The organism is Archangium sp. Cb G35, from assembly GCF_001896145.1.
In the GTDB taxonomy this organism is placed as follows: Bacteria; Myxococcota; Myxococcia; order Myxococcales; family Myxococcaceae; genus Archangium; species Archangium violaceum.
Map to the genome: position 1 here is coordinate 1 of NZ_MPOI01000015.1, position 22,375 is coordinate 22,375.

General features: G+C 70.7%; 15 protein-coding genes and 1 rRNA gene. 5 read left to right on the forward strand and 11 right to left on the reverse strand.

From position 1 onward, the window contains the following. Window positions 1-59 precede the first annotated feature (59 nt). A 5S ribosomal RNA gene (rrf, locus tag BO221_RS38885) occupies window positions 60-176 on the forward strand. Between the two features lie 93 nt (window positions 177-269). Here rrf and BO221_RS38890 read toward each other — a convergent pair. From BO221_RS38890 to msrB, 5 genes are all read right to left on the reverse strand, one after another. Next, window positions 270-2,147: an ATP-binding protein gene (locus tag BO221_RS38890; RefSeq protein WP_073565961.1), complete on the reverse strand. Its 1,878-nt coding sequence runs from the start codon at window positions 2,145-2,147 to the stop codon at window positions 270-272. A gap of 10 nt (window positions 2,148-2,157) precedes the next feature. After that, the gene (locus BO221_RS38895) at window positions 2,158-4,473 is read right to left on the reverse strand and encodes a hypothetical protein (protein WP_143195941.1); all 2,316 of its coding nucleotides are present in this window, start codon (window positions 4,471-4,473) and stop codon (window positions 2,158-2,160) included. Window positions 4,474-4,488: 15 nt separating this feature from the next. Then, window positions 4,489-6,732: a porin family protein gene (locus BO221_RS38900; RefSeq protein ID WP_143195942.1), complete on the reverse strand. Its 2,244-nt coding sequence runs from the start codon at window positions 6,730-6,732 to the stop codon at window positions 4,489-4,491. Between the two features lie 146 nt (window positions 6,733-6,878). Then, window positions 6,879-7,373 (reverse strand): DUF6748 domain-containing protein, encoded by a 495-nt coding sequence (locus BO221_RS38905; protein ID WP_073565964.1) that lies wholly within the window; start codon window positions 7,371-7,373, stop codon window positions 6,879-6,881. Between the two features lie 86 nt (window positions 7,374-7,459). Beyond that, complete coding sequence (gene msrB, locus BO221_RS38910) at window positions 7,460-7,924, reverse strand: peptide-methionine (R)-S-oxide reductase MsrB (protein WP_083682103.1); 465 nt, start codon at window positions 7,922-7,924, stop codon at window positions 7,460-7,462. A gap of 274 nt (window positions 7,925-8,198) precedes the next feature. Here msrB and dnaN point away from each other — a divergent pair, with 274 nt between their 5' ends. The 3 genes from dnaN to BO221_RS38925 all read left to right on the forward strand — a co-directional run bounded on the left by dnaN (window position 8,199) and on the right by BO221_RS38925 (window position 13,734). Next, on the forward strand, window positions 8,199-9,305 hold the full coding sequence (dnaN, locus tag BO221_RS38915) for a DNA polymerase III subunit beta (protein ID WP_073565966.1): 1,107 nt from the start codon (window positions 8,199-8,201) through the stop codon (window positions 9,303-9,305). Window positions 9,306-9,339: 34 nt separating this feature from the next. Beyond that, the gene (locus BO221_RS38920) at window positions 9,340-10,509 is read left to right on the forward strand and encodes an acyltransferase (RefSeq protein ID WP_073565967.1); all 1,170 of its coding nucleotides are present in this window, start codon (window positions 9,340-9,342) and stop codon (window positions 10,507-10,509) included. 81 nt (window positions 10,510-10,590) lie between these two features. Continuing rightward, entirely contained in the window at window positions 10,591-13,734 is a 3,144-nt protein-coding gene (locus tag BO221_RS38925; RefSeq protein WP_073565968.1) for a sensor histidine kinase, read from the forward strand. 4 nt (window positions 13,735-13,738) lie between these two features. Here BO221_RS38925 and BO221_RS38930 read toward each other — a convergent pair whose 3' ends face one another. The 5 genes from BO221_RS38930 to BO221_RS38950 form a co-directional block, all read right to left on the reverse strand. After that, window positions 13,739-14,140: a hypothetical protein gene (locus BO221_RS38930; RefSeq protein ID WP_073565969.1), complete on the reverse strand. Its 402-nt coding sequence runs from the start codon at window positions 14,138-14,140 to the stop codon at window positions 13,739-13,741. Window positions 14,141-14,184: 44 nt separating this feature from the next. Continuing rightward, the gene (locus BO221_RS38935) at window positions 14,185-15,468 is read right to left on the reverse strand and encodes a hypothetical protein (protein ID WP_073565970.1); all 1,284 of its coding nucleotides are present in this window, start codon (window positions 15,466-15,468) and stop codon (window positions 14,185-14,187) included. A 136-nt stretch (window positions 15,469-15,604) separates the two neighbouring features. After that, a complete protein-coding gene (locus BO221_RS38940; RefSeq protein ID WP_073565971.1) occupies window positions 15,605-16,072 on the reverse strand; it encodes a hypothetical protein in 468 nt (155 codons plus the stop codon). A 216-nt stretch (window positions 16,073-16,288) separates the two neighbouring features. Beyond that, complete coding sequence (locus tag BO221_RS38945) at window positions 16,289-20,080, reverse strand: SUMF1/EgtB/PvdO family nonheme iron enzyme (protein ID WP_073565972.1); 3,792 nt, start codon at window positions 20,078-20,080, stop codon at window positions 16,289-16,291. Then, entirely contained in the window at window positions 20,077-20,457 is a 381-nt protein-coding gene (locus tag BO221_RS38950) for a response regulator (protein WP_369865936.1), read from the reverse strand. Before BO221_RS38950 ends, BO221_RS38945 begins: the two co-directional genes overlap by 4 nt. Before the next feature lie 262 nt (window positions 20,458-20,719). Between BO221_RS38950 and BO221_RS38955 the strand changes: the two genes are divergently transcribed. Beyond that, a complete protein-coding gene (locus tag BO221_RS38955) occupies window positions 20,720-21,607 on the forward strand; it encodes a hypothetical protein (RefSeq protein ID WP_073565974.1) in 888 nt (295 codons plus the stop codon). Here BO221_RS38955 and BO221_RS38960 read toward each other — a convergent pair. Beyond that, a complete protein-coding gene (locus BO221_RS38960) occupies window positions 21,595-22,317 on the reverse strand; it encodes a TetR/AcrR family transcriptional regulator (protein ID WP_073565975.1) in 723 nt (240 codons plus the stop codon). The two genes, BO221_RS38955 and BO221_RS38960, sit on opposite strands and share 13 nt — an antisense overlap. Window positions 22,318-22,375: the final 58 nt, after the last annotated feature.

Sequence of the window (22,375 nt, forward strand, 5' to 3'; positions counted from 1 at the left end):
CACCAGCTTCTCTGAAGCAGAATTGAAAACTACCCTTTGTATGCACGAGTCACTCAGTTTCCGGTGGCAATGTCGGAGGGGTCCCACCCGTTCCCATCCCGAACACGGAAGTTAAGCCCTCCAGAGCCGATGGTACTCCGCGGGAAACCGCGCGGGAGAGTAGGTCGCTGCCGGATTTTTTTTGAAGGCCCCGAGTCCTCACAACACGTGAGAACTCGGGGCCTTCGCCTTTGCGGGCTGCTGCTCAGGCCGGTGCTCTCTGGTTGTCTTCAGACCAGGCCGCTCGAGGCGGGCGCCGCGGGCAGCATGAGGGTCACCGTTGTCCCCACTCCCTCGACACTGTCCAGGGTGATGGTGCCGCCGTGGTCCTCGATGACACGGTGGCATACGGCCAACGACAGGCCCTTCCCCGTCCACTGCTGCTTCGTGGTGAAGAAGGGGTTGAAGATGCGCTCCAGGTGCTCGCGCGCAATCCCCCGGCCCGTGTCCTTCATCTCCACTCGCACCACCTCCGCGTCCACCACCTGCGTGCTCAAGACGAGGTTGCGCTCCGGTCTGTCCCTCATGGCATTGAGGGCGTTGCCCAGCAGCCGGCCGAAGACATCTCCCAATGCCTGGGTGTCGCCCAACACCTTCACCTCTCCCGGGTGGAAGCGGCAGTCCACGTGCACCCCCACCTGGCTCACCTCCGCGCACCGTGACTCCAGCACCCGCTGCAGCATCCGGTGCAGGTCCAACGGCAGCCGCCCCAATTGCTGGCGCTCGGAGAGCAGCTGCAGCTCGCGGACGATGTTGGCGATGCGTTGCGCCTGCTGGTGCACCGTGCCCAGCAGCCGGTGCGAGGGGTCCTCCTTCGGCAGATCCATCAGCATCAGCTGCACGTTGCCCAACACCGCCGCCAGTGGGTTGTTCATCTCGTGCGCCATACCCGCCGCCAGGTCTCCCATGGCCGCCAGGCGCTGGCTGCGCGAGAGCTGCACCTGGGTCTGCTGGAGCTCCCGCGTGCGCTCCTCCACCTGCGCCGCGAGTTGCTCGTTGAAGCCCAGCAGCTCCCGATGCGCCTGCTCCAGCGCCTGCCCCATGTCGTTGAAGGCTCGCGCCAGGTCTCCCAGCTCGTCCCGGCGCTTGAGTGCGATCCGGTGGGCGAGGTTTCCCCGCGCCAGCGCGCGCGCGCCCTCAGCCAGCCGGGCGATGGGACGGGCCAGCGCTCGTGCCAGCATCAGCGCCAGTGCCAGCACCCCCAGCAGCGTCAGGCCCAGCACTCCGTATGTGCTCCGCGCCAGGGCATGCAGCGGCGCGAGCGCGGCCTCGCGCGGACGGGCCACGACCGCCACCCAGCCCAGTTCCGGCACCGGACTGAATGCCGCCAGCCATGCGTGCCCCTCCTCCTCGTACTCCGCCAGCCCCGTCCGCTTCGCGTTCGACGCCCCTGGCAGCTTCCCGGTGAAATCCTCCTGACGGCGCTTGCGCTCTGGCTCTCCGTCCAGCAGCAGCCGGCCCGCTCCATCCAGGAGGAAGACGCGCTCGTCGCCTACCCCTCGCGCGGCCAGCCGCTGGGAGAGTTCTTCCAAGCCCAGTTCGGCGGCGAGTCCTCCCGTTCGCGTCCCCGGTGCTCGCGCCGCCACCACCACCGCGGGCCGGCGTCGCACCCCTGTCAGGTAGGGCGCCGAGATGGCGTACGCTCGGCCCTCGGGCACCTGCGACAACAGCTCCGCCGCCCGCCGCTGGAAGTCCTCCACCTCTCCGGCTGCCACCGTGTCGTGGCGGCGGAACTGTGGCTCCTGCCGCGCGAAGGCCTCGGGATCATCCACGAAGACGGAGGCCGTCAGCTGGCCCCGGGCATCGAAGAGCCCCACCTGGGCAATACGGTCGCGCCGCAGGAAGACCCGGATGAGGAACTCCTGGGCCTCCGACGGGCCCAGCTCGAGCGGCTCCTGGTGCACCAGCGCTCCTCCCAGCTCCGTGGCCAGCGACAGGACATGGGTGGCGGCATGCTCGGCCTCGGCCAGGGCGGTACGCCGGTGCTGCTCGGCCACCGCCTCCGAGAGTGCCCGCTCCGCGTCTCGCCAGGCCAGCAAGCCCACCGCCAGTGTGGGCACCGCCGCGGTGACGATGAGCAGCAGCAGCAGCCGGGTGCGGATTCTCATGGGCTCGGGCTCATTGATGCTTGGGACAGCTCAGCTGCAGGTTGAGGCACTGTCTGACCGTCTTCCTCGCGTCCGCGCTGTCGGTCACGATGAGCTCCAGACAGGATTGTGGCTCGCGGCCCGCCACGTCGCTCCACGTGACATTGGGAAGGGTGAGGGTGCCTCCTGTGAAGGCGGGCGTGGCGCTCGGGCTGATGGTGCCGAACGGAGAGAGCGCGAGCCGGGCCGCTCCCGAATAGGACGTCACGGCGTTGTTCCAGTTGTCCACGGCTTGCAGGCCGAGCTTCCAGCGGTCCGACGACGTGATGCAGGGCGGCACCTGCGCCTGGTACCGCGCGACAGGACCCGGATTCACGGCGAACGTGCCGGGCTGCTGTCCCTTGGCCGTGCCGGATACGACGCTCAGCCGTGTGCTGGACAGTGCCAGCAACACCGTGACGTCCACGTCGGCCTGGCCCTGGAAGCCGGAGAAGTGCGCGGGCGCGAACTGGTGCGCGTGGACGCCTTGGGCATCCAGCTCCAACTCGTGCACGTCCCGCGTGGTGTTGCCGTAGGTATCCACCGCGCGGATGCGCACCCGGAAGGGCACTCCCGCCGTCTGGGCCCCGGTGGTGTCCTCCACCACGAAACGCTGCGTGGCTCCGGGCAGCACCGCGAAGCCTCCCGTGGTGGCTCGCAGCGCTCCCGGTATCGTGGCGGTCCCCTCCACCAGGCTGATGCGCGTCTCCTCCACCGCGGCCGTGAGTGTCACCGGAAAGGTGATGGCGCCCGTGAAGGTGCCACTCGTGGTGGGGCTCAGCGCCCCCTCGGGAACCCCCGAGGCGGAGAGCGTCACGGACAGCGGCGTCTCCACCCGGTTGCCGAAGCGATCCAGCGCCTCGAGCGTGAGGAGGAAGGCCTTCCCCGCCAACTGCGGCCCCACCACCGGCGACACCGCCAGGAGCGTGGGGAGCCCCGCCTGGATGGTGAGCTCCGGCGTGGCGCCTCGCACGTTCGGCGTGTGGGGATCCTCCGCCACCACGGACACCCGCTGCACACGGGAGAACTCGGCGTTGAATGAGGCCATGCCCACCTCCAGCTCGACTTCGCCGGGCGAGAAGCCCGGGTCCGGTGGCGAGGTGTCCAGCCGCACGGCGCCGGTGTACGGCGTGCGGTTGTTCCAGGCGTCGAGCGACGTGAGGATGAAGCGCTCGGGGACTCCCGCCTGCAGGGGCCCGGTGCCGGTGCGCAGCACCTCGAAGCGCTGTGTGGTGCCGGGTTGCACGGCGAGGCTCACCGAGTGGGGTGTCAGCGCGCCGTACGTGTCCCGGTTGAAGCCGCTGGCCGACAGCCACACCTCCGCTCCGCTCCGCGTGTCCTTGTAGAGCAGGGGCAGGCGGCCCTGGGCACCCTGCAGCACGAGCGTGAGGTCCGGGTGGTAGGGGTCGCCCTCACTGACGGCCAGCCCTCCCGCGGACGAGCTGGTGCGCAGCGTCAGCTGGATGCCGGTGGCGGGCAGCGAGGCCGGGCCTCCACTGGAGTCCAGCACATCCACGGTGAGGGCCACGGGCTCTCCGGCCACCAGCGGCGAGGTGGGCACGCGGGTGAAGCGCACCGCGGTGGGCGGACCGAGCCGTCCCACCGCCACCGTCTGGGCAATGGAAGGCAGGTCATGGCAGCTGGACTCCATCGTGTGATAGCCCGATGTGGTGTCCCGGTAGAGCACGTCCACCCCGGACTCCCCCGGGGCGAGCGTCACCTCCAACTCACGCCCCGCCTCGTCCTCCTGCCCGAGCCGGGTGAAGTGGCCCGTCTCCGAGTCACTGGTGATGCGCAGTACACGCGGCGTGGCGGTGGGAGCGGGCTGGCCCGAGGGATCTCTCAGCTCGATGCGGATGGGCTCCGTCCACTCCCCCGGGCGGGCCGCGCGCATCGAGGTGACGAAGACGAGCCGGTGCACGCCCCGGTCGATGACCTCGAAGGCCCCGGAGAGTGTGGAGGAGCGGCCCTGGGCGTCGGTGACGGTGACGTCGTGGCGGCCAGGCGGCAGGGTGGCCGGGGCGGTGGCCTCCAGCGCGTCGCGTGAGCGGAAGCGCACGGCATATGCGCGCTCAGTGCCGATGCGCACCTCGAAGCGGTTCTCCAGCGAGGGCGGGGTCTCCGAGCCCAGGTCCACCGCGACGTCCGGCGCGAAGGCGCCACTGAGCAGCAAGCGCTCGGGCGTGCCGAACGCGGTGCGCTCCGGGGACACCGCCTGGAGGCTCGGTGTATCCGGCGAGGCGCTGCAGGAAAGCACCCAGGCCAGCAGGGCCAGGGCGAGGGGGTACATGCCGGTACGGGAACGCATCCGAGCCTCCATTCGTCAGAGCGCGAAGCGATAGCCGAGCGAGGTGGAGAGCCCGCCAATGGGGCCCTGGAAGGTGCCGCCCTCGGGGAGCCGGGCGAGGCCGTAGCGCCCCTGCAACAGGAGCTCCCCGGGGCCGAGCGCGTACGCCACCCCGAGCCGCACATGTCCGCCGAAGGCCGGGGAGAACTGGCGCTGTGCGCCCGGGTCCAGACTGATGCGCCAGTCGATGTGGACGAGGTGCGCGTCGAGCCCGGCTCCCGCATAGCCGGACAGCGCGCCCGTGACGGGGACGAGCCAGCGCGCCCCCACGGACACGGTGGTGGTAATGGCTCGAGCGCTCAAATCGAAGGGCTCGTGTGCCGCGCTCTCGCCGCGCAGCGAAAAGCGTCCCCACGCCATCTGCACCGAGGCGCTGGCGGCGAGCCGCTCTCCGAGCGCATAGGGGCGCACGTCTCCCTCCAGCTCCAGCGAGGGCTGCACCAGCCGGCCCAGGTTGCTCTGCGCCCCAAGCCTCACCGTGAATCCCCGGGGAATGCGCGAGGCGAGTTTGAGGCGAGCATCCCCCCGAGCCTCGCGCGCGGCGGCCAGCACCGTGGCCACGCCTCCTTCGCACCGGGCGGGCGCATGGAAGCGGGTGACGAACTCCCCTCCACCCAGCGAGGCCACGCGCTCGAAGCGCCCGTGCTCGGCCTGGGTGCCCGCGGCGCTCAGCGTGATGGGCACGCCGTCCAGCGGATTGCCGTACAGGTCCTCGACCATCAGGTGCACCTGCGTGCTGTCCCTCCCGTCGCAGAGCACCTCGTTCTTCTCGGTGCGCACGCGCATCCGGGCGGGCTCTCCGGGAACGAGCCGCACGGTGGTGCCGACGCTTTGATCCTCCCACCGCACCTCGACGCGCGCCTCGCCCGTCTGACGGACCGACTCTAGTTCCACGGTCGCGCGGCCCTCGTGTGTCGTCACGGAGGCGGGGAGCCGGCCGAGCGTGGTGGACAGGACGAGCACCGTGCCGTCCGGCGCCGGCAACCCCTTCGTGTCGCGGGCGGAGATCTTCAGCCCCACCCGGGAGAGGCCATCCGCCGGCAGTTCGTGCCCGGTCCGCTCCATTCCACTCAGTTCCAGCGTGAGGCGGGGAATGGGAAGGAACGTCACGCTCGACGAGACCGGTGGCGCGCCGTCGAGCCTCGCCACGAACCGTTCCTCGCCTCCGCCGGGAGGTGCGCGGTAGCGCGCGAGGTAGGTGCCATCTCCCTGGTCCTGGACCGGCCCCACCTCGCCGAGCGTGGCCTGAAGGCGCACGGGCTCTCCAGGCAGCGCACGTCCCCGCTCGTCGCGGGCGGACACGTGAACGAACGCTCCCGAGGCCCCTCCTTCCAGCGTTTCGACCTCGAGGGCGAGGGTGGGCTTCACTCCGGCTCGCAGCTCCACCCGGACGCTGGAGGGCTCGCCGTTGCCAGCCTGGGCCGTGAGCACAGCCTCGCCCGGAGTGGCCCGGGGCGGGGGCACGAGCGTGCCCAGGTGGACGCCCGGGCCGATGCGTTGCGCCTCGAAGGTGCCTCCCGTCCGCGAGAATCCAGGCGCGGCCTCCAGCGGCTCGCCGCGGCTGTCGATACCGAAGGCCCATACGCGCAGGCCTCGCTCGCCATTGGCCTCGAGCGAGGACTCCTCGGCGAGCAGGAGCACCGAGGGCCTGGACGACACGGGCAGGGGCATGGGCCATTGCCGCGCGGGCTGGCCGGGCGCGGCGGCCGAGACGGTGGCCTGCGTCACTCCAGGCGAGAGCAGGACGGGCACCTCGGCCTGGCCGGTGGCGTTGGCGCGCACGGGCCCGTGGAGGGTGTCCCCGATGCGCACCTCCACGCGGCCCAGGGGCGGCAGCCCGGAGAGGGGCAACACCTGGCGGCGCTGCACCTCGAGCACCACGGTGGCGTGAGCTCCCGAGGACGGCGACACCGCGGCGCACAGGATGGGCGCGAGCGTATCGGTGCGGGGCGGGACGAAGGATGCCTGGAGCGTGTCCGGGGCGGAGCGCCGGGCCGCGAGCACCCGGCCCGCGCTGCACGCGAGGCGCACGTCCGGCGGCAACCCGGGCGCGGAGACGGTGAGGGTAGCGCGGGTGTCACGCCCGGAGAGCAGCTGGCGCGGCGAGGCCTCCAGGCGCAAGGGGGAGGCCGCACGGCCGGGGCTGGCACCCAGCAGGCACAACAGGACGAGCGGCCCGAGGCTCCACCCGGCCCCGCGCCCGCCTTGGGGTGTGACCACCGCTCGCCCCGTCATCCCGGAAGCGCCCCCAGTCTCGAAAGAGTGAGGGCAGGATACTCCTTACAGAATGGACGTGGGGCGTGCGGCCAGGGGAAGTGACTTCCGGGGGACGGCGCGGGACGAAGCCCCCCGGGTGGGAGGTGGGACTACTGTCCCTCGACGACCCGGCGGATGCGCAGCACCGTGGCGGCGCCGGCGGGGCCCGCGTTGGGCACCGTGTCCAGCGTGCCTTCCACCTTGAGGCCGGGGTTCCCGTTGGCGGCCTCCATGATGCTGTTGCGCTTCTCGTCGCTGACGCCGAGCGCCGCCGTGTCCACCTCGTGCACCTGGATGGGCTCGTCGCCGGGCCGGTCCGGCCGGGTGGCGATGAAGTAGGGGCAGGGCGTGGTCATGCAGCGCACCCCGCTGTTGCGGATGAAGAAGACGGCGGGCCCTCGCTCGGCGGAGGGCGCGGCGGCGGTGCCACCCGAGGGCGACTCGGGAGCGGGAGCGGGCTTGTCGGTGGTGGGCTTGTCCATGGGCGCGGAAGCAGTGCCGCCGGACTCGGCGGCTCGGGGGGGTTCGGGGGTGTTGCCTTTGCTGCAACCGGCGAGCAGGCCAAGAGCGAGGGCGGCGGTGAGCAGGGGCTGACGGAAGGTCATGGGACGGGCTCCGGAAAGGGAGGCCGCGCAGTCTCGCCGCCTCCCGGGACAGATGCCACTTCCGACGCGCGGCCCACCGGCGTCATTCACGCGGGCGCGCCGGCGTCCTCCTCCAGCGCTTGCTCCTCCAAGAACCCTTCTTCCATGAACTGCTCCTCGGACTCGAAGGCCAGCGCCGCCGAGTTGATGCTGTAGCGCAGCCCGGTGGGCGGAGGCCCGTCGTCGAAGACATGACCCAGGTGGGCGCCGCAGCGGTCGCATGCCACCTCCGTCCGGATGCGCAGGAAACTGGAGCGGTCCTCGTGGTGGGACACGTGGCCGGAGCGGATGGGCGCCCAGAAGCTGGGCCAGCCCGTGCCCGGGTCGAACTTCGCCTTCGAGGCGAAGAGCGTCTGTCCACAACCCGCGCAACAGTAGATGCCACGGGCATGGTGGTCCACGAAGACCCCGCTGAAGGGCGCCTCGGTCTCCCCCTGCCGCATTACCCGGTACTGCTCCGGGGTGAGATCCTGTCGCCACTCGTCGTCGGTCTTGTAGACCCTGTCGTGCATGGCGTTCTCCTCACTCGCTCGACCCTCCCTAGTGATGGGGGCGGCATTGCCAGGAAGCACCAACCGGTTGACGGGTCGGTAGGTGTGGCTCCTACCTGTACGCTGGAGGTCGGGGAGTGGGCGCAAGTGCCCGTTCGGCCGAGTGCTGGACGAAGGAGCATGACCGCAGACGTCAGGTTCGTTGACGGCCTAATGCCCCCGGGCTACATCCGCCCGACGCGGCCGAGGGGCCGCGACTCTTTCCCGTACCCCTGGTTCTTCAAGGACCCCCGAGATGGAATTCCGCATCGCCGCCGACGAGCTGAAGAAGGCCCTCTACCGCGCCCAGGGCATCGTGGAGCGCAAGACGACGATGCCCATCCTGGCCAACGTGCTCGTCACGGCGCACAAGGCGGGGGTGACGGTCACCGCGTTCGACCTGGAGATCGGCATCGTGTCCGAGCACCCGGCCGAGGTGGTGAAGCCCGGCGCGGTGACGCTCAGCGCCAAGTACGTCTTCGACATCGTCCAGAACCTGCCGGACGCCCACGTCACGCTCAAGAAGCTGGCGAACAACTACGTGGAGATCTCCTCCGGCTCGGCGCACTTCAAGATCGTCGGCACGGCGCCCGAGGAGTACCCGAAGCTGCCGCGCGAGGAGAGCGCGCCGCTGGTGCAGGTGACGGGCAACACGCTGCTGGAGATGATCAAGAAGACGCAGTTCGCCATCTCCACGGACGAGACGCGCTACATCCTCAACGGCGTGTACTTCGAGCCGCAGCAGGGCGGCAAGGTGCGGATGGTGGCCACGGACGGCCACCGCCTGTCCCTCATCGAGCGCGAGCTGCAGGGCGATTTCAAGCTCAAGGGCGGCGTCATCATCCCGCGCAAGGGTCTGTTGGAGCTCAAGCGGCTGCTGGACGAGGCGCCGGACGCGGAGTGCCAGCTGGGGTTCGCGGAGAACTCGGCGCTCTTCAAGAAGACGGGCCTGACGATGGTGATGCGGCTCATCGACGGGCAGTTCCCCGAGTACCAGCGCGTCATCCCCAAGGAGGGCGAGAAGTCGGTGCTGGTGCCCAAGACGCGGCTGCTCGAGGGCCTCAAGCGCATTGCCCTGCTGAGCGCGGACAAGAGCTACGCGGTGCGCATCGGCCTGGCGGAGAACCAGCTGCTCATCACCGCCAACAACCCGGACCTGGGCGAGGCGAAGGACGCGCTGGAGATCGCCTACCGGGGCAACGCCATCACCATCGGCTTCAACGCGCGCTACCTCATCGACGTGCTGACGGTGACGGACACGGACGAGGTGGCCTTCGAGCTGGGTGACGAGCACAGCCCGGGCGTGCTGCACGCGCCGGGGGACCGGAGCTTCACGGCGGTGGTGATGCCGATGCGCGTCTGAGCCCAGGCGTCGTGCCTCGCGAAGTGCTGAAGACATGAGTGACCAGGCCTCCAGCGCCGAGCCTCTCCCGCAGGTGCCGGGCTCGCGCAACACGGGCCTGGACCGTGCGCGGGCAGTGGCCACCATCGCGATGGTGATGGGCCACACGCTGGACGCCGTGCTGTCGGACGCGGCGCGCGATGGCGTGGGCATGGTGACGTACTGGTCCCTCCGGGCCGTGACGGCGCCGCTGTTCCTCTTCGTGGCCGGCTGGGCCTTCGCGACGACGGTGCAGCGCACGGACGCGCACGGCTGGGGCGTGCTGCGCCGGTACCTGCCGCGCGTGGGATTGTTGCTTGGCTGGGGTTACCTCCTACGTTGGCCCGGCTGGGGGCTGCCCCTGCTCTTCGCCGGCGACGAGACGGTGTGGCGGCACTTCCTGGCCTTCGACGCGCTGCACGGGGTGGCGGCGTCGCTGCTGATGGGCGCGGGGGTGATGGCGGCGCTCAAGGGACGGACGGCGCGGATGGGGGCGCTGGCGGCACTGGCGGTGCTCGTACCGCTGGCGAGCCCGTGGGTGCGCGCGACGGTGCTGGCGGGTGGATGGCCCCTGGCGCTGGAGCAGGCGCTGGCGAGCAGGACGTCCAACTTCCCCATCTTCCCCTGGTCCTCGTACTTCTTCATGGGAGGCCTCGCGGGGCTGTGGCTCGCGGAGGTGAAGCGGGTACAGCACTGGCTGTGCCTGATGGGCACGGGCACGGTCATCCTGGCGCTGATGTCGCTGTGGGGCGGAGACCCTCGGGTGAGCGACCCGACGCTGGTGGCGTGGCGGGTGGGGCTGCTGTCGGTGGCGGCCGGGGTGGCGATGCTGCTGCCCTCGAGGCTGGACCGGTGGATGGCGCCCGTGGGACGCGCGTCGCTCTGGGTCTACGTGGTGCACCTGCCCCTGGCGTACGGCTGGTCCAATGTCGCGGGCCTGGCGTCCCGGCTGGGCCGCTCGCAGGAGGCGCTGCCCGCGCTGGGTCTGGCACTGTCCGTGTTGACGGTGTCGCTGTTGATTGCCCTGCCCGCGAAGAAGCTCCACGGCCGCTGGCGGAGGCGCAACCGTGGGTCCGCCCGTCCGGGTCCACATCAGGAACCCACCGCCCCACACCGTGAGTCCACCCCTCGCCCTCCGGGAGAGGGACGGAGTGAGGGTTCCGAGGCTCCCAGGCTGAGCCCGTAGAGTGGACCCAGGGCTGTGCTAGGCTGAACCTCCGGGTCCGGGGACACGGGCCCCGCTTTTCCTGAGAGGTAACGGGAGCCCATGCCGTCGTACCGGATCGCCACGCTCCTGACGCTGGGCCTCACGGTCCTGCTGTGGGGGAGGGAGGCTCGGAGCGGAGAGCCTCCGGGGCGCATCGGCTTCCGCAGCTACGGCACGGATTCCGGCATCGAGAACCACGACATGTCCTGCGTGCTGCAGGACGCGGCGGGGTTCGTCTGGGTGTGCGCCGCGGATGCGGTGTACCGCTTCGATGGCGAGCGCTTCGAGCGTTTCGGGTTGGACGCGGGGCTGCCCTCGTCCAGCGTGAGGGACGAGACGCTCGACTCCCAGGGCCGGCTGCTGCTGGCCACACAGAAGGGCGTGGTGCGCTGGGACGGGAGCCGCTTCGCCGCCGTGCCGATGACCGGCATCCCCACGCAGGTGTGGAGCATCCGCGTGGACGCCGGAGGCCGGCTGGTGGCGGGCACCGAGCAGGGCCTGTACGTGGAGGTGGAGCCGGGGCGTTTCGTGCCGATGCCGGGATGGCCGGGCGGCCCCGCCATGTCGCTGTGGGCGGATGCCACGGGGGCGCTGCAGGTGGGCTCGGGCTCGCGCATATTGAGCCGGGATGCCGCGGGGCGCTGGCTCATCCATGAGGCGCCGGGGCTCCGCAATTCCGTCACCGACCTGGTGCGGGACGGACTGGGCCGGCTGTGGGCGGGCAGCGAGGGCTGGCTGGCGGTACAGCCGCGCGAGGGCATGTCCTTCGAGGACCGCTCGCACCTCATCCACGGGATGATGGGCGCGGGGCGCCGCCTGCGCGTGGGCCAGCGCGGACAACTGCTGGTACCCAACTACCGGGGCCTGCTCGCGGTGGAGGGCGAGCGGGTGGAGTTGCACCGGCTGGGCCTCTCGGAGCGCGCGACGCGGATGCGGGACGTGCTGCACGACCGGGAGGGCACGCTCTGGGTCGTGAGCCTGGGTGTGCACCGCTCCCTGGGCCGGGGGCTGTGGACCGTGCATGACACCTCCACCGGGATGCACTCGAGCATGATCTGGGGCATCACCCGCGATAGCCGGGGGACGCTGTGGGTGGGCACGGATGATGGGCTGGCGCGGGCCTCGTCCGAGGGCTGGGTCCACGTTCCCGCGCTGCGCGGGTGGTCGCTCAAGACGCTCGAGGAGGGCCCGGATGGCGCGCTGTGGGCCGCGGGCAACCCGGAGGGGCTTCACCGCTACGAGCCCTGGAGTGGGAAGGTGCGGACGTATGGCGTGCCGGAGGGCCTGCCAGGGCGCTACACGTTCGATCTGCAGTGGGAGCCGGATGGAACGCTGTGGGCGGCCACCAGCGCGGGCCTGTTCCGAGGCGTGTACCGGGACGGGGACTGGGCCTTCGAGCTGGTGTTGCCGCACAGCCGGCGGACGTTCTTCGGTGGCGTGGCGCGGGACGGGGCCGGGAGGCTGTGGGTGGCGGGGGATGGGCTCTACGTGCGCGAGGGGGGCGTGTTCCGCCGCCTGGGTTCCGCCGAGGGGCTGCGGGACGAGCGCGTGCGCTACCTGGTGGCGCGGCGCGACGGCCGCGTATGCGTGTCCTACGTGGAGCCGCTGGGGCTGAGCTGCTTCACCTACGAGCAGGGGCGCCTCACCGAGGTATTCCGCCTGGACCGGAGCACGGGGCTGCTCAACGGCGTCACGTACATGGTGGGCGAGGATGCCGCGGGCCGGCTGTGGGTGGGGACGGGAGCGGGCGTGCACCTGGTGGGCGAGGACGGGGTGCTGGAGCACTTCGGGGCCACCGGAGGGCTGCCGGGAGATGACTGCAGCGGCAACTCCTTCCTGGCGGAGGAGGACGGCACGGTGTGGGTGGGTACCTCGAGCGGGCTGGGCCGCTTCCAGGGCGCGCGCTACACCGGCCCGGCCACGCCACCGCGGGTGGTGCTGCTGAACACGCGGCTCGGGCCGCACGAGGTGTCCGGCTCCGAGGTCCAGGGGCTCGCGGCGGAGCACGGAGACACGACGCTGTCGGTCCGGTTCGCCGACCTGGGCTCCCTGGACGAGGGGCACGTGGACCATGACGTGCGCCTGGTGGGGATGGATGACTGGCACGGCGTGCCGGGCCGCTCGGTGCGCTACAGCACGCTCCCCGCAGGCAGCTACCGCTTCGAGGTCCGCGCCCGCAACGACTGGGGGCCCTGGGGACCGGTGACGGGCTTCGACCTGGTGGTGCACCCCGCGTGGTGGGCGTCCTGGTGGGCGCGAGGCCTGGGCGTGCTGCTGCTGGGCCTGGCCGTGGCGGGCGTGGTGCGCTGGCGCGTCATCGCCCTGCGGCGCAGGAACCTCGAGCTGGAACGTCTGGTGGCGGCCCGCACCGCCGAGCTGGACCAGGCCCGCCAGAAGGTGATGCAGGCCGAGAAGCTCTCCGCCATGGGGCAACTGCTGGCGCGGCTCTCGCACGAAATCAACAACCCGCTCACGGCCATCCACACCAACCTGCCGGTGGTGCGCGAGTACTTCGATCAGCTGTCCGTGGTGCTGCGGCGTTGCCAGGCGCGGCTGGAGGAGCACCCCGAGGACGTGGAGGAGGTGGCGCGGCTGTGGCGGGAGCAGGACGTGGAGTTCCTGCTCCAGGACACGCCGGACGCGCTGGAGGCGATGCAGCACGCCACGGAGCGCATCCGCGGAATCCAGGCGGACCTGAGGGCGTTCCTGCGCGGCGAGAGCCCGCAGCTCGAGCCGGGAGACCTCAACGCGGTGGTGCGCGAGACGGTGGAGATGGTGCGGCGCTCGCTGCCCGAGGGGACGCGGGTGGAGGTGCGGTGTGGCGAGCTGCCGGTGTTCTCCTTCCACCGGGGACAACTGGGGCAGGTGACGCTGAACCTGCTGCGCAACGCCCTGGATGCGCTGGGCGGCAAGGGTGAGGTGCGGGTGAGCACGGCCGTGCGCGGTGGCATGGCCGAGCTGGTGGTGGCGGATGACGGCCCGGGCATTCCCCAGGAGCTGAGGGCCCGCATCTTCGAGCCCTTCTTCACCACGAAGGACGTGGGGAAGGGCTCGGGGCTGGGACTGGCCATCTGCCGCCAGCTCATCACGGAGAACCACGGCGGGACGCTGGAGCTGGACACGTCCGTGGAGCGAGGCGCCTGCTTCCGGGTGCGGCTGCCGTTGGTGGGGGTGGACGAGTCCGCCCCGCGCAAGGTGGCGTGAGGGCTCAGCGCGGGGGAGCGCTCGTGGACGCGGCCTGCACGGCTTCCAGCAGGGACCCCATGCCCATCGCCTCCACGCGCTCCCTCATGTAGTTCATGCACTCGAGGACGATGGCCGGTGGCGGGTTGGGCGCGGCGGGGTCCTTCGCGTAGTGCGCGAGCACCTGGTTGAAGTCCTCGGCGAGCGTGGCCTGGAAGGGCGCCTGGGACTCCATCGCCAGCAGCGCCGCCCGCAGCTTGTTCAGCAGCCGCTGGAGGCTTCCCCTGGCGGAGGGCAGCTGCTTGCCGAGCTCCGCCAGCAGATGCTTCCGCTTCTGGCACAACGCCTCCGGCTCTGGCTTCAGGTGGCCCAGGAAGGCCTTCACTTCATCGGGCAGATCCGCGGGAATCTCCTCGGGTTTGAACATCGCGGGCTCCTCGTTGGAGGTTGGAGGGGGAACGTCGGGGAAGGTCAGTACGAGCCACAGCCCGCGGCCTGCATCCGCCGCAGGACCTCGACCAGCTGGAAGATCTGCCAGGCCTGCTGCATGGCCTCGTGGTGCACCGGGCTCTGCCCCGCCTGCTGCGCGCCGTGCGTGGAGGCGGGCTTGCGCGTGCTGTACGACGAGCTCATGTCCGCCTCGTTGTAGCGGGTGTTCAGCTTGCGGATGCCGTGCTTCTCCAGGCCCACGAGCTCGCCCTTCTGGGTGATGCCGTCGCCGTTGCGGTCCTCCCAGATCTTCAAACCCGCCAGCTCCGAGCCCTTCACCTGCCCATCCCCGTTCTTGTCGAAGTAGTGGGCGAGCTTCTCGTAGCCGTTCTTGAACGTGTTCTTCCCGTTCAAGTCGACGTGGCCGAACAGCTCCTTGCCGCTGGTGATCTTCCCATCCCCGTCCGCGTCCCACACCAGCATGCCGTCGCCACCGGTCTTCGAGTCCCAGGGCTTGGTCCACTCGTTCTGGTTCTGGTTGCCCCAGAAATACAGGGGCTTGTTCTTGTTGGTGCCGTCGCGCTTGAGCTCGCCCACCAGCTTGCCGTTGCTGTCACGGAACTCGGCCCGCATGTTGCTGCCGAGCCCCAGGCCCATGTCGCCGCCACCCTTGTTCCAGACCTTCTTGTTGGACTGCAGCTTCTTGAGCTGCTCGGCGTTCAGCGACTTCACCAGCTTGCCGTCCTTGTCGAAGACCTTGGCGGTCACCCCCGCCCCCAGCGCGGGCGCGTTGTTGCCCGGGCGCCGATTCAAGCTCTTGGTCGACCACTGGCGGTCCGAGGGGTTCAGGTCGAACCCCTTGACCGTGTTGCCCTCCAGCTTGCCATTGCCCTTGATGTTGCCGCCGGTGATGTCCGCCTTCCCGTTGCCGTTGAGGTCCAGCACGATGGGGGACCACTGCTGCGTCTTCGTTCCCGATTTGGCATCGAAGAACACGTCCCACATCTTCCCCTTTCCGTGCTGCTGCGGCTCCGTGGGGCAGGGCGGCGGTCTCGAGGGGCAGGGCGGCGGCCGCGAGGGGCAGCCGCAGTTGGGGAAGCTGGCGCTGAAGGACTGCAGCATGGAGATGGAGTTGAAGAGGCCGCCCAGCGTGTTGAGCGGGCGGTTGGAGGGGCACTTCTGGTAGGCGCCATTCAGCCCGCCCAGGGCCGAGGAGGAGAAGACGGCCGGGCTGAAGGAGAAGCTGGCGAAGCCGCCGCCTCGCGACGAGAAGCTGGCGGAGGCGTGGGACATCGCGAGCTGGAAGTTCTTTTGATTGATGAACATGGCGGAATTCCTTTCCGTGAAAGGGATTGGATGTGGGGATTGTCGCTCGCGGTCTCGCGGAGTTTCCTGTCAGCGCGGCGTCAGCGGGAGCTGTCTGGAATTGCGTATGGCAATGTCCCGCGGGGCATGTAGGGCTTCAGCCCCGGATGCTGCCGAACTTGTGCTGCATCTGGAGCTCGTGCTCCTGCCGGTCCTCTTCCCCGGAGTGGGCGGGTAGCGGGTCGGGGATTTCATCCACCACCGCCAGGAGGGGGCTCATGCCAATGGCCTCCAGGTACGAGCGCACGTGGTTCATGCAGTCGCCGATGATGCCGGGAGGTGGAATGACGGCGCCGGGGTGTTTCAGGTAGCTGTCGAGCGCGGAGGAGAGCTCGCTGGCGAGCCGGGCCTGGAACGGGGTGCCGGGCCGCAGGGACACGAGCACCGCCGCCACCTGGTGCTGGAGTTGCTGGAGCGCCTCGGTGGAGGACTCCTGCCGGGTGGTGAGCTCCGTCAGCAACCGCTCGCGCTCCTGCGCCAACGCCTCGGGGACGGGCCGCAGGTGGGCCAGGACGAGCTTCACCTCATCGGGCACGTCATGAGGGATCTTCTTGGGCTGGGGCATCGTTGACTCCTGGGGTGGTTCCGGCAGGGTCGGCATGCGAGGGAGCGGCCGCAAGCCAGCTCTTCAGACCCTGGAGTCGCAGACGAAAGTCTTACAGCGAGCGCAAGTCATGCCCTCGAGTTCAGCCCGCCTCCCGGGCGCGCTCTTCACGAACTTGTCCAACTGTTGGACAAGTTTGGCGAGACCGCGCCCGGAGGGCTCACTCTTCCTGATGGATCAGGATGCGTCCGCGCACAGCCGCAGGCCGACGCTGAGGTCGCGGAAGCCGGGCTCGGGTGTCTCGCGGTTGGGGGCGCGCCCGGTGCTGGCGCCGAAGTAGTAGCTGCCCCCGCGGGCCGCCGAGCGGCCGGGCTGGAAGATGGAGTCGGTCCACTCGAAGACGTTGCCCACCATGTCGTCCAGGCCGAAGGGGCTGCGAGACTCCGGGTGGCTGCCCACCTCGTCCGGACCGAAGCTCGCCCCCACCTTGCCGTATGTCTCGTCGTAGTTGGCTTGGTGGGGCAGCAGCACGTCCCCGTGGGGGTACTCGCGCTCGTCCGCGCCCCGGGCGGCACGCTCCCACTCCAGCTCGTTGCACAGCCGCGCGCCGGGGACACGGCCCGTCTGGGCCAGCCACGCCGCGTAGGCCTTGGCGTCCGCGTAGTCGATGGCACCCACCGGCAGCCGCCGCCAGTCCTGCTCCACCCTGTTCGGCCGGGTGGTGTAGCGCAGGGGCTCCCCCTCGGGCGCCGCGTACGTCACCCCATTGGGATGGATGCTCAGGTGCCAGCGCCCATCCGCCAGCCGCTTCAACTCCACCTCGGCGTTCAACGAGGCCACCTTGGCGCCATGCGGCGTGCGGCGGGTCCGCTCCTCGGGCGGCAGTGCCTCCAGCCAGCGCACGTACTCGCCATACGTCACCTCGGTGCGCGAGATGAGGTACGGCCCCGTCTCCACCTCGTGCAGCGGTGTCGTGTCGAAGAACTGGCGGATGTTCTCGTCCGCGGCGGTGCCGAAGAGGAAGGTGCCGCGCGGTACGTAGACGAAGCCCTCGGGGACGCTGGCCGCCTCGGGCAGGGCCACCTCCAGCGTGCGCTCGGGACCGGGCTCGGCCCGCAGCACGTGGCGCACCGGCGCATACCCGGGCGCGCCCAGCTCCACCACCCAGGTGCCCCGCTCCAGCGACAGCCCCTCCACGGGAGTGGTGCCCGCCTGGCGCGCTGCGGTGAGCACCCGCCGCCCATCGCTCGCGGACTCGTAGCGCGCCAGCGTCACCGTGGCGCCAGCGGGCTTTGTCCGCACCTTCACGCGCAGCGGCGCCTCGAAGCGGGCCAGGCGCTCGCCCGGGGTGTCATAGAGCCGCAGCCGCTGCAGCAACTCGTCGCGCTCACTGGTGCGGAAGGTGCGCTCCGCGAGCCGGGCGCGCTCCGAGAGCACGTCGGCGAAGGCTCCGCGCACCTCCTCGCGGCCCGGGTCGAGCACCAGCGCCTTCTCCATCTCCTCGCTGGCCTGTGCGTAGGCCTGCTGCGTCCCGGTCTGCATCCTCAGGGCCTCGGCCCACCGGGGACGGGCCTCGTCCATCTTCCCCGCGTCGAAGAGGGTGAAGGCCTCCGTCCGGGCCGCTTCCAGGGCACGGTCCCGCTCCCGGGCATGCTCCAGGCGGGAGCGGGCCTCGCTCAGCTGCGTGCGTACCCGGCCCTCCAGCTTGTACCAGGCGTGGATGCGCAGGCCGGCGTACACCAGTGCGAGCGAGGCGACGAAGCCCGCGGCCAGCACGCGCGTGAGCATCCTCCCCCGGCGCACGCCTCCGCGCGAGGCCTCGAGGAAGGAGGCTTCGCGCGGGGTGAGGCTCTCCGGAGCGAGGCCACCAACCTCGGCGAGGCGCCGGGCACCCCACAGCGCCTCGCGCGGGCGTCCCATCCGCTCCCACTCGGCGGAGGCGTGCTCCAGCCGGGCGTGGAGCTGACGGGCCTCGTTCGCCTCGGCCAGCCACTGGGCGAGCGTGGGCCAGCCGGTGAGCAGCGCCTCGTGGGCGATGTCGAAGGTGGTGCCCTCCTCGCTGCGGCGCACCATCACGAGGCGCGCGCGGATGAGCGCCTCCAGCGCGGCGCGCGAAGCCGGGTCCTGTCCCAGCAGCTCGGCCTCGGTGCGGCGGGCGCGGGTGCCGTCCACCGTGACGAGCCGCATGAGCAACTGCCGCGCCGCCCCCTGCTGATCCGGCAGCAGTTGGGCGATGACGCCATCCGCGTACCGGGCGAGCGCGCCATTGACGCCGCCAAGGGCCTCCAGCGCGGCGGCGGGGATGATGCCGCGCTGCTGATCTCGCGCCTCCCACAGCTCGGCGAGGGTGAACTGGAGCAGGGGCAGGCTGCCCTCGGCGCGCAGGGTGGACTCCACCAGCGTGTCGATGAGGGCCTCGGACTCGAAGTGCGCGCCCTTGGCCCGGGCGGGGCCCGTCACCACCTCGCGCACCTCGGCGCGGCCCAGGGGGCGCAGCAGGTAGAGGGCACGCGACAGGGCCTCGCCCAGGCCGGGCAGCGCGCCCAGGCGGGTGAGGAAGTCGCTGCGCGAGGTGGCCAGCAGCCGCACACCCGTCACTCCCGAGGCGAGCTGTCCCAGCAGCTCCGCCATGAGCGCGGCCTCGGTGGGCTCGCTCAGGGTGACGAGCTCCTCCAACTGGTCCACGTGCAGCACCACGCCGCGGCGGACGCCCTCTCCCAGGGCGGAGCGCAGGGCGCGCACGAGGGTGGTGGGCTCGGCGCGGGCGAGCTGCTCGAGGCGGGCCTCCTCCTGCCCGACATGGGGCGCGAGCGCGGCGGCGAGGGTGGCCACGGGCCGGCGGCCGGGCACCATGCGTGCCACGCCCCAGGACAGGCCGTCCTCCAGCGCGCCCTCGCGCACGTGGGGCAGCACGCCCGCCAGACACAGCGAGGACTTGCCCACGCCCGAGTCGCCGGTGACGAGCACGAAGGCATTGGCGCGCAGCCGCTCCAGCACGGCGCGCACCTCCTGCCGGCGGCCGAAGAAGAGGGCGCGGTGCTCCTCCTGGAAGGAATTCAGGCCGCGGTAGGGATTGCCCTCGGGGATGGGCGGAGCGGTGTCCCGGGCGCGCAGCTCCTCCAGGGCTTCCAGCAGCGCATCGGCGGAGGAGAAGCGCTCGGTGGGCTCGCGGCGCAGGCAGCGGTCCACCGCCGCGGCGAAGCGTGGGTCCACCCCCGGAGCGGCCGAGAGCAGCGGACGCGCCTCCTGCTCCTGGATCGCGCGGGGCAGCTCCTTGAGGGGGATATGGCGGAAGGGGCCCTGGCCGGCGGCGAGCTCGTGGAGCAGGGCCCCCAGCGAGAAGAGATCCGAGCGGACCGAGGCCGGCTCTCCCCGCCAGGACTCGGGGGACATGAAGTAGGGCGTCCCCACCACGGTGCCATGGGGGAGGGTGGGCAGCTCGAGATTGCCGGAGGACTCCGGCACCTCGGGCGCGGACCCGGACGCGGAATCCGGGGCCTCGCCCGGGGCCTCGGGAGGCGCGTCGAGCAGCTTGGCCAGGCCGAAGTCGAGCAGCTTCACCTCGCCGGACTCATCGAGGATGGCGTTGGCGGGCTTGATGTCGCGGTGGAGGACGTTGCGGCGGTGGGCGGCGGCGAGCCCTCGCGCCAGGCCGATGCCGATGTCCAGCACGCGCTGCCAGGGCTGGGGCCTGGGGAGCCGGTCCAGGCTGGTGCCGCGGATGTACTCGGAGACGAGGTAGGGCAGATCCTCGAACTGGCCGGCGCGGTAGAGGGTGGCGACGTTGGGGTGCTGGAGGCGGGCGGCGGCGCGGGCCTCGACGAGGAAGCGCGAGAGTGTTTCGTCATCGAGCGCGGGGATGAACTTCACCGCCACGGTGCGCTCGAGCAACGTGTCATGGGCGAGGTAGACGTGACCGGTGCGGCCCCGTCCGAGGGGACGCAGCAGGCGGTACTCGTCGAACTCGCGCGGCGGCTGCCAGCCGGCGCCGGGAGCCGGGTTCTGGGGCGACGGGGGCGGAGGGCTCACCGCGAGCGGGGCTTGCTGCCCGTCTTCTGCAGGAGGGCGCGAATCTTGTCGGCCACCGTGTCGGGGAGGGCGGGCTTGGAGACGAACTCGTCACAGCCCACCTCCTTCGCCTTCTCCGAGTGCATGGCGAGGACATGGCCGGTGAGCGCCATCACGGGGATGTGGCGGGTGCGCGCGTCCTGCTTGAGCTGGCGCGTGGCCTCCCAGCCGCTGACCACGGGCAGCGACAAATCCATCAGGATGACGTCCGGATGGTTCTGCTGGGCGAGCTGGAGCGCTTCCTGTCCATCCCGGGCGGTCTGGACCTGGTAGCCGAGGAACTCGAGGTACTCGGCGTACATCTCCCGGGCGTCGTCGTAGTCATCCACGACGAGCACCTTGCAATCACCCGGTTGGGGCTCCGAGGGGGCTTCGGGGGCTTCGGTCGGGGGCAGCTTTCGAGCGGAATCCATTGGACCTGGGGGGGCTTGCCTCATTGTGGACCCAACACCGGGAAGGGGCAATCCCCACACACTTCGAGTGTTGGATGAGACAGTCCGACGTCCGGGGGGCTGGACGGGAGGCTTGCCAGATGGGAAATAGGAACTGACCGATTGGAAAGTGCCTGCCCCCCTGGTCGCCCACCCACCGAGGTTCCCCATGGCCGACGCAATGGTGTCCACGACGTCCCTGCGCCCCAGCTTCTATTCCCCCATTCCCGAGTCCGCGCGGGAGGATCTGCTGCAGGCGTACCGGCAGTTCCTCGAGCGCCGCAACGGCGACATGAACTTCGAGCGGGGCTTCTCGCTGCGGGAGGACTGGCTGCGCGAGGCGGCGGGGTGGAGCAGCGAGTACAAGGGGAAGGTGGACGGCAACGCCTTCAACCGGGCGTATGGGAGCTTCGATGCGGTGAAGGACCTGTCCATCCAGGAGGTGGCGCTGCTGACGTTCGTGAAGGCGAACGCGGGCGAGGCCTACGGGGTGGAGGTGGTGGGGAAGGCGCGGCAGAAGCGCTACGACATGACGAAGCTCTTCTTCCAGATAGAGAAGCTGCTGGGCTTCGAGGAGACGTACCACACGCGCATCCTCATCGGCGCCACGCAGCACTTCGGCGTCAAGGTGGAGGGGGCGTGGAGGCCGCCGCTGCAGCTGCGGCTGCTCATCGGCACGCTGGCCCACGCGCCGGGCCTCTTCTTCCATCCCATCCTGCTGGCCTCGGAGATCGCGGGCGTCTTCATGTTCCAGTGGATGCTCCAGCGGGTGGGGGAGATCTTCCGGGATCAGCCCGCGGTGCGTGAGTCCATGGAGCAGCGGCTGATTGAAATCCTGGTGGACGAGGTGGGCCACGTGGCCTTCAACCGCATGGCGGTGGGACCCACGGGCCTGGCGGTGGTGCGCAACATGGCGGCCGGCGTGCTGCGAGGCGTGTCCGGCACCACGCCGGAGTACAAGGCGCTCGGGTTGAACGAGCACGAGATGGGCAAGGTGAACGGCTTCGACCTGCACCAGCTGCCCGAGGAAGTGCTGCGCCGCGCCTACTTCGTCTGACGGCGGGAGGAGGCGGGACGCGGAGGGCTCTCGGGCCCGGGGCTGGCCTGGGTGAAGAGGTAGCGCTCGATGATGCGCACCACTTCACCCAGCCGGCGCTCGCGCCACTCCACGTCGTTCACCCCCGGCCAGCCCTCCAGGGGGAGCAGGGCGAAGGTGGTGAGCAGCAGCGTGCCAACGTGCGCCACCGCGGCCTCGACATCCAGCTCCTGGCGGATGTGGCCCTCCTGCTGGCCCTGGCGCAGCGTGTCCGCCATGAGGCGCAGCCACGGCTCCACGCCCTGGCTCAGCCGGGAGACCTGCGTGCGATCCCCATCCAACAGCTCGCGCAGGATGACGCGCGCGGCGTGGGGATCCGTGTCGAAGAACTGGCGGATCTGAGCCATGGCCCGCTCCAGCCGCTCCTCGCCCTTGCCGGAGAAGGCGCCGAGCAACAGCAGGAGGTGGCGGTTGGAGTGCTCGATGAGCGAGGCGACGACGGCCTCGTGGAGGGCCTCGCGGGAGGGGTAGTGGTAGAGGAGGGCCTGCTTGCTGATGCCCACGGCCAGGGCCACGTCGTTGACGGAGATGGCGCCGAAGCCGCGTTGGGCAATGAGGCGGGTGGCCTCCTGGAGGATGCGCTCGCGCGGCTCGGGGGAAGGTGCCTTCCTGGCCGCGCGAGGCCCGCGCGTCTTCACGTCTCCTGCTCCGGTGGTGTCTTTGCGCCGCATGGCTGGAGCGTGGGGAAGTACCTCATGGCGCGGCGGGAGCGGAAGCCCGCCGTGCGGG

Excerpts from the sequence above, each read along its gene's own strand:
- BO221_RS38895 (WP_143195941.1), bottom strand. The coding sequence starts at position 4,473 with ATGCGTTCCCGTACCGGCATGTACCCCCTCGCCCTGGCCCTGCTGGCC.
- BO221_RS38940 (WP_073565971.1), bottom strand. The coding sequence starts at position 16,072 with ATGCCCCAGCCCAAGAAGATCCCTCATGACGTGCCCGATGAGGTGAAG.
- dnaN (WP_073565966.1), top strand. The coding sequence starts at position 8,199 with ATGGAATTCCGCATCGCCGCCGACGAGCTGAAGAAGGCCCTCTACCGC.
- BO221_RS38955 (WP_073565974.1), top strand. The coding sequence starts at position 20,720 with ATGGCCGACGCAATGGTGTCCACGACGTCCCTGCGCCCCAGCTTCTAT.
- BO221_RS38920 (WP_073565967.1), top strand. The coding sequence starts at position 9,340 with ATGAGTGACCAGGCCTCCAGCGCCGAGCCTCTCCCGCAGGTGCCGGGC.
- msrB (WP_083682103.1), bottom strand. The coding sequence starts at position 7,924 with ATGCACGACAGGGTCTACAAGACCGACGACGAGTGGCGACAGGATCTC.
- BO221_RS38960 (WP_073565975.1), bottom strand. The coding sequence starts at position 22,317 with ATGCGGCGCAAAGACACCACCGGAGCAGGAGACGTGAAGACGCGCGGG.
- BO221_RS38930 (WP_073565969.1), bottom strand. The coding sequence starts at position 14,140 with ATGTTCAAACCCGAGGAGATTCCCGCGGATCTGCCCGATGAAGTGAAG.
- BO221_RS38905 (WP_073565964.1), bottom strand. The coding sequence starts at position 7,373 with ATGACCTTCCGTCAGCCCCTGCTCACCGCCGCCCTCGCTCTTGGCCTG.
- BO221_RS38925 (WP_073565968.1), top strand. The coding sequence starts at position 10,591 with ATGCCGTCGTACCGGATCGCCACGCTCCTGACGCTGGGCCTCACGGTC.
- BO221_RS38890 (WP_073565961.1), bottom strand. The coding sequence starts at position 2,147 with ATGAGAATCCGCACCCGGCTGCTGCTGCTGCTCATCGTCACCGCGGCG.
- BO221_RS38935 (WP_073565970.1), bottom strand. The coding sequence starts at position 15,468 with ATGTTCATCAATCAAAAGAACTTCCAGCTCGCGATGTCCCACGCCTCC.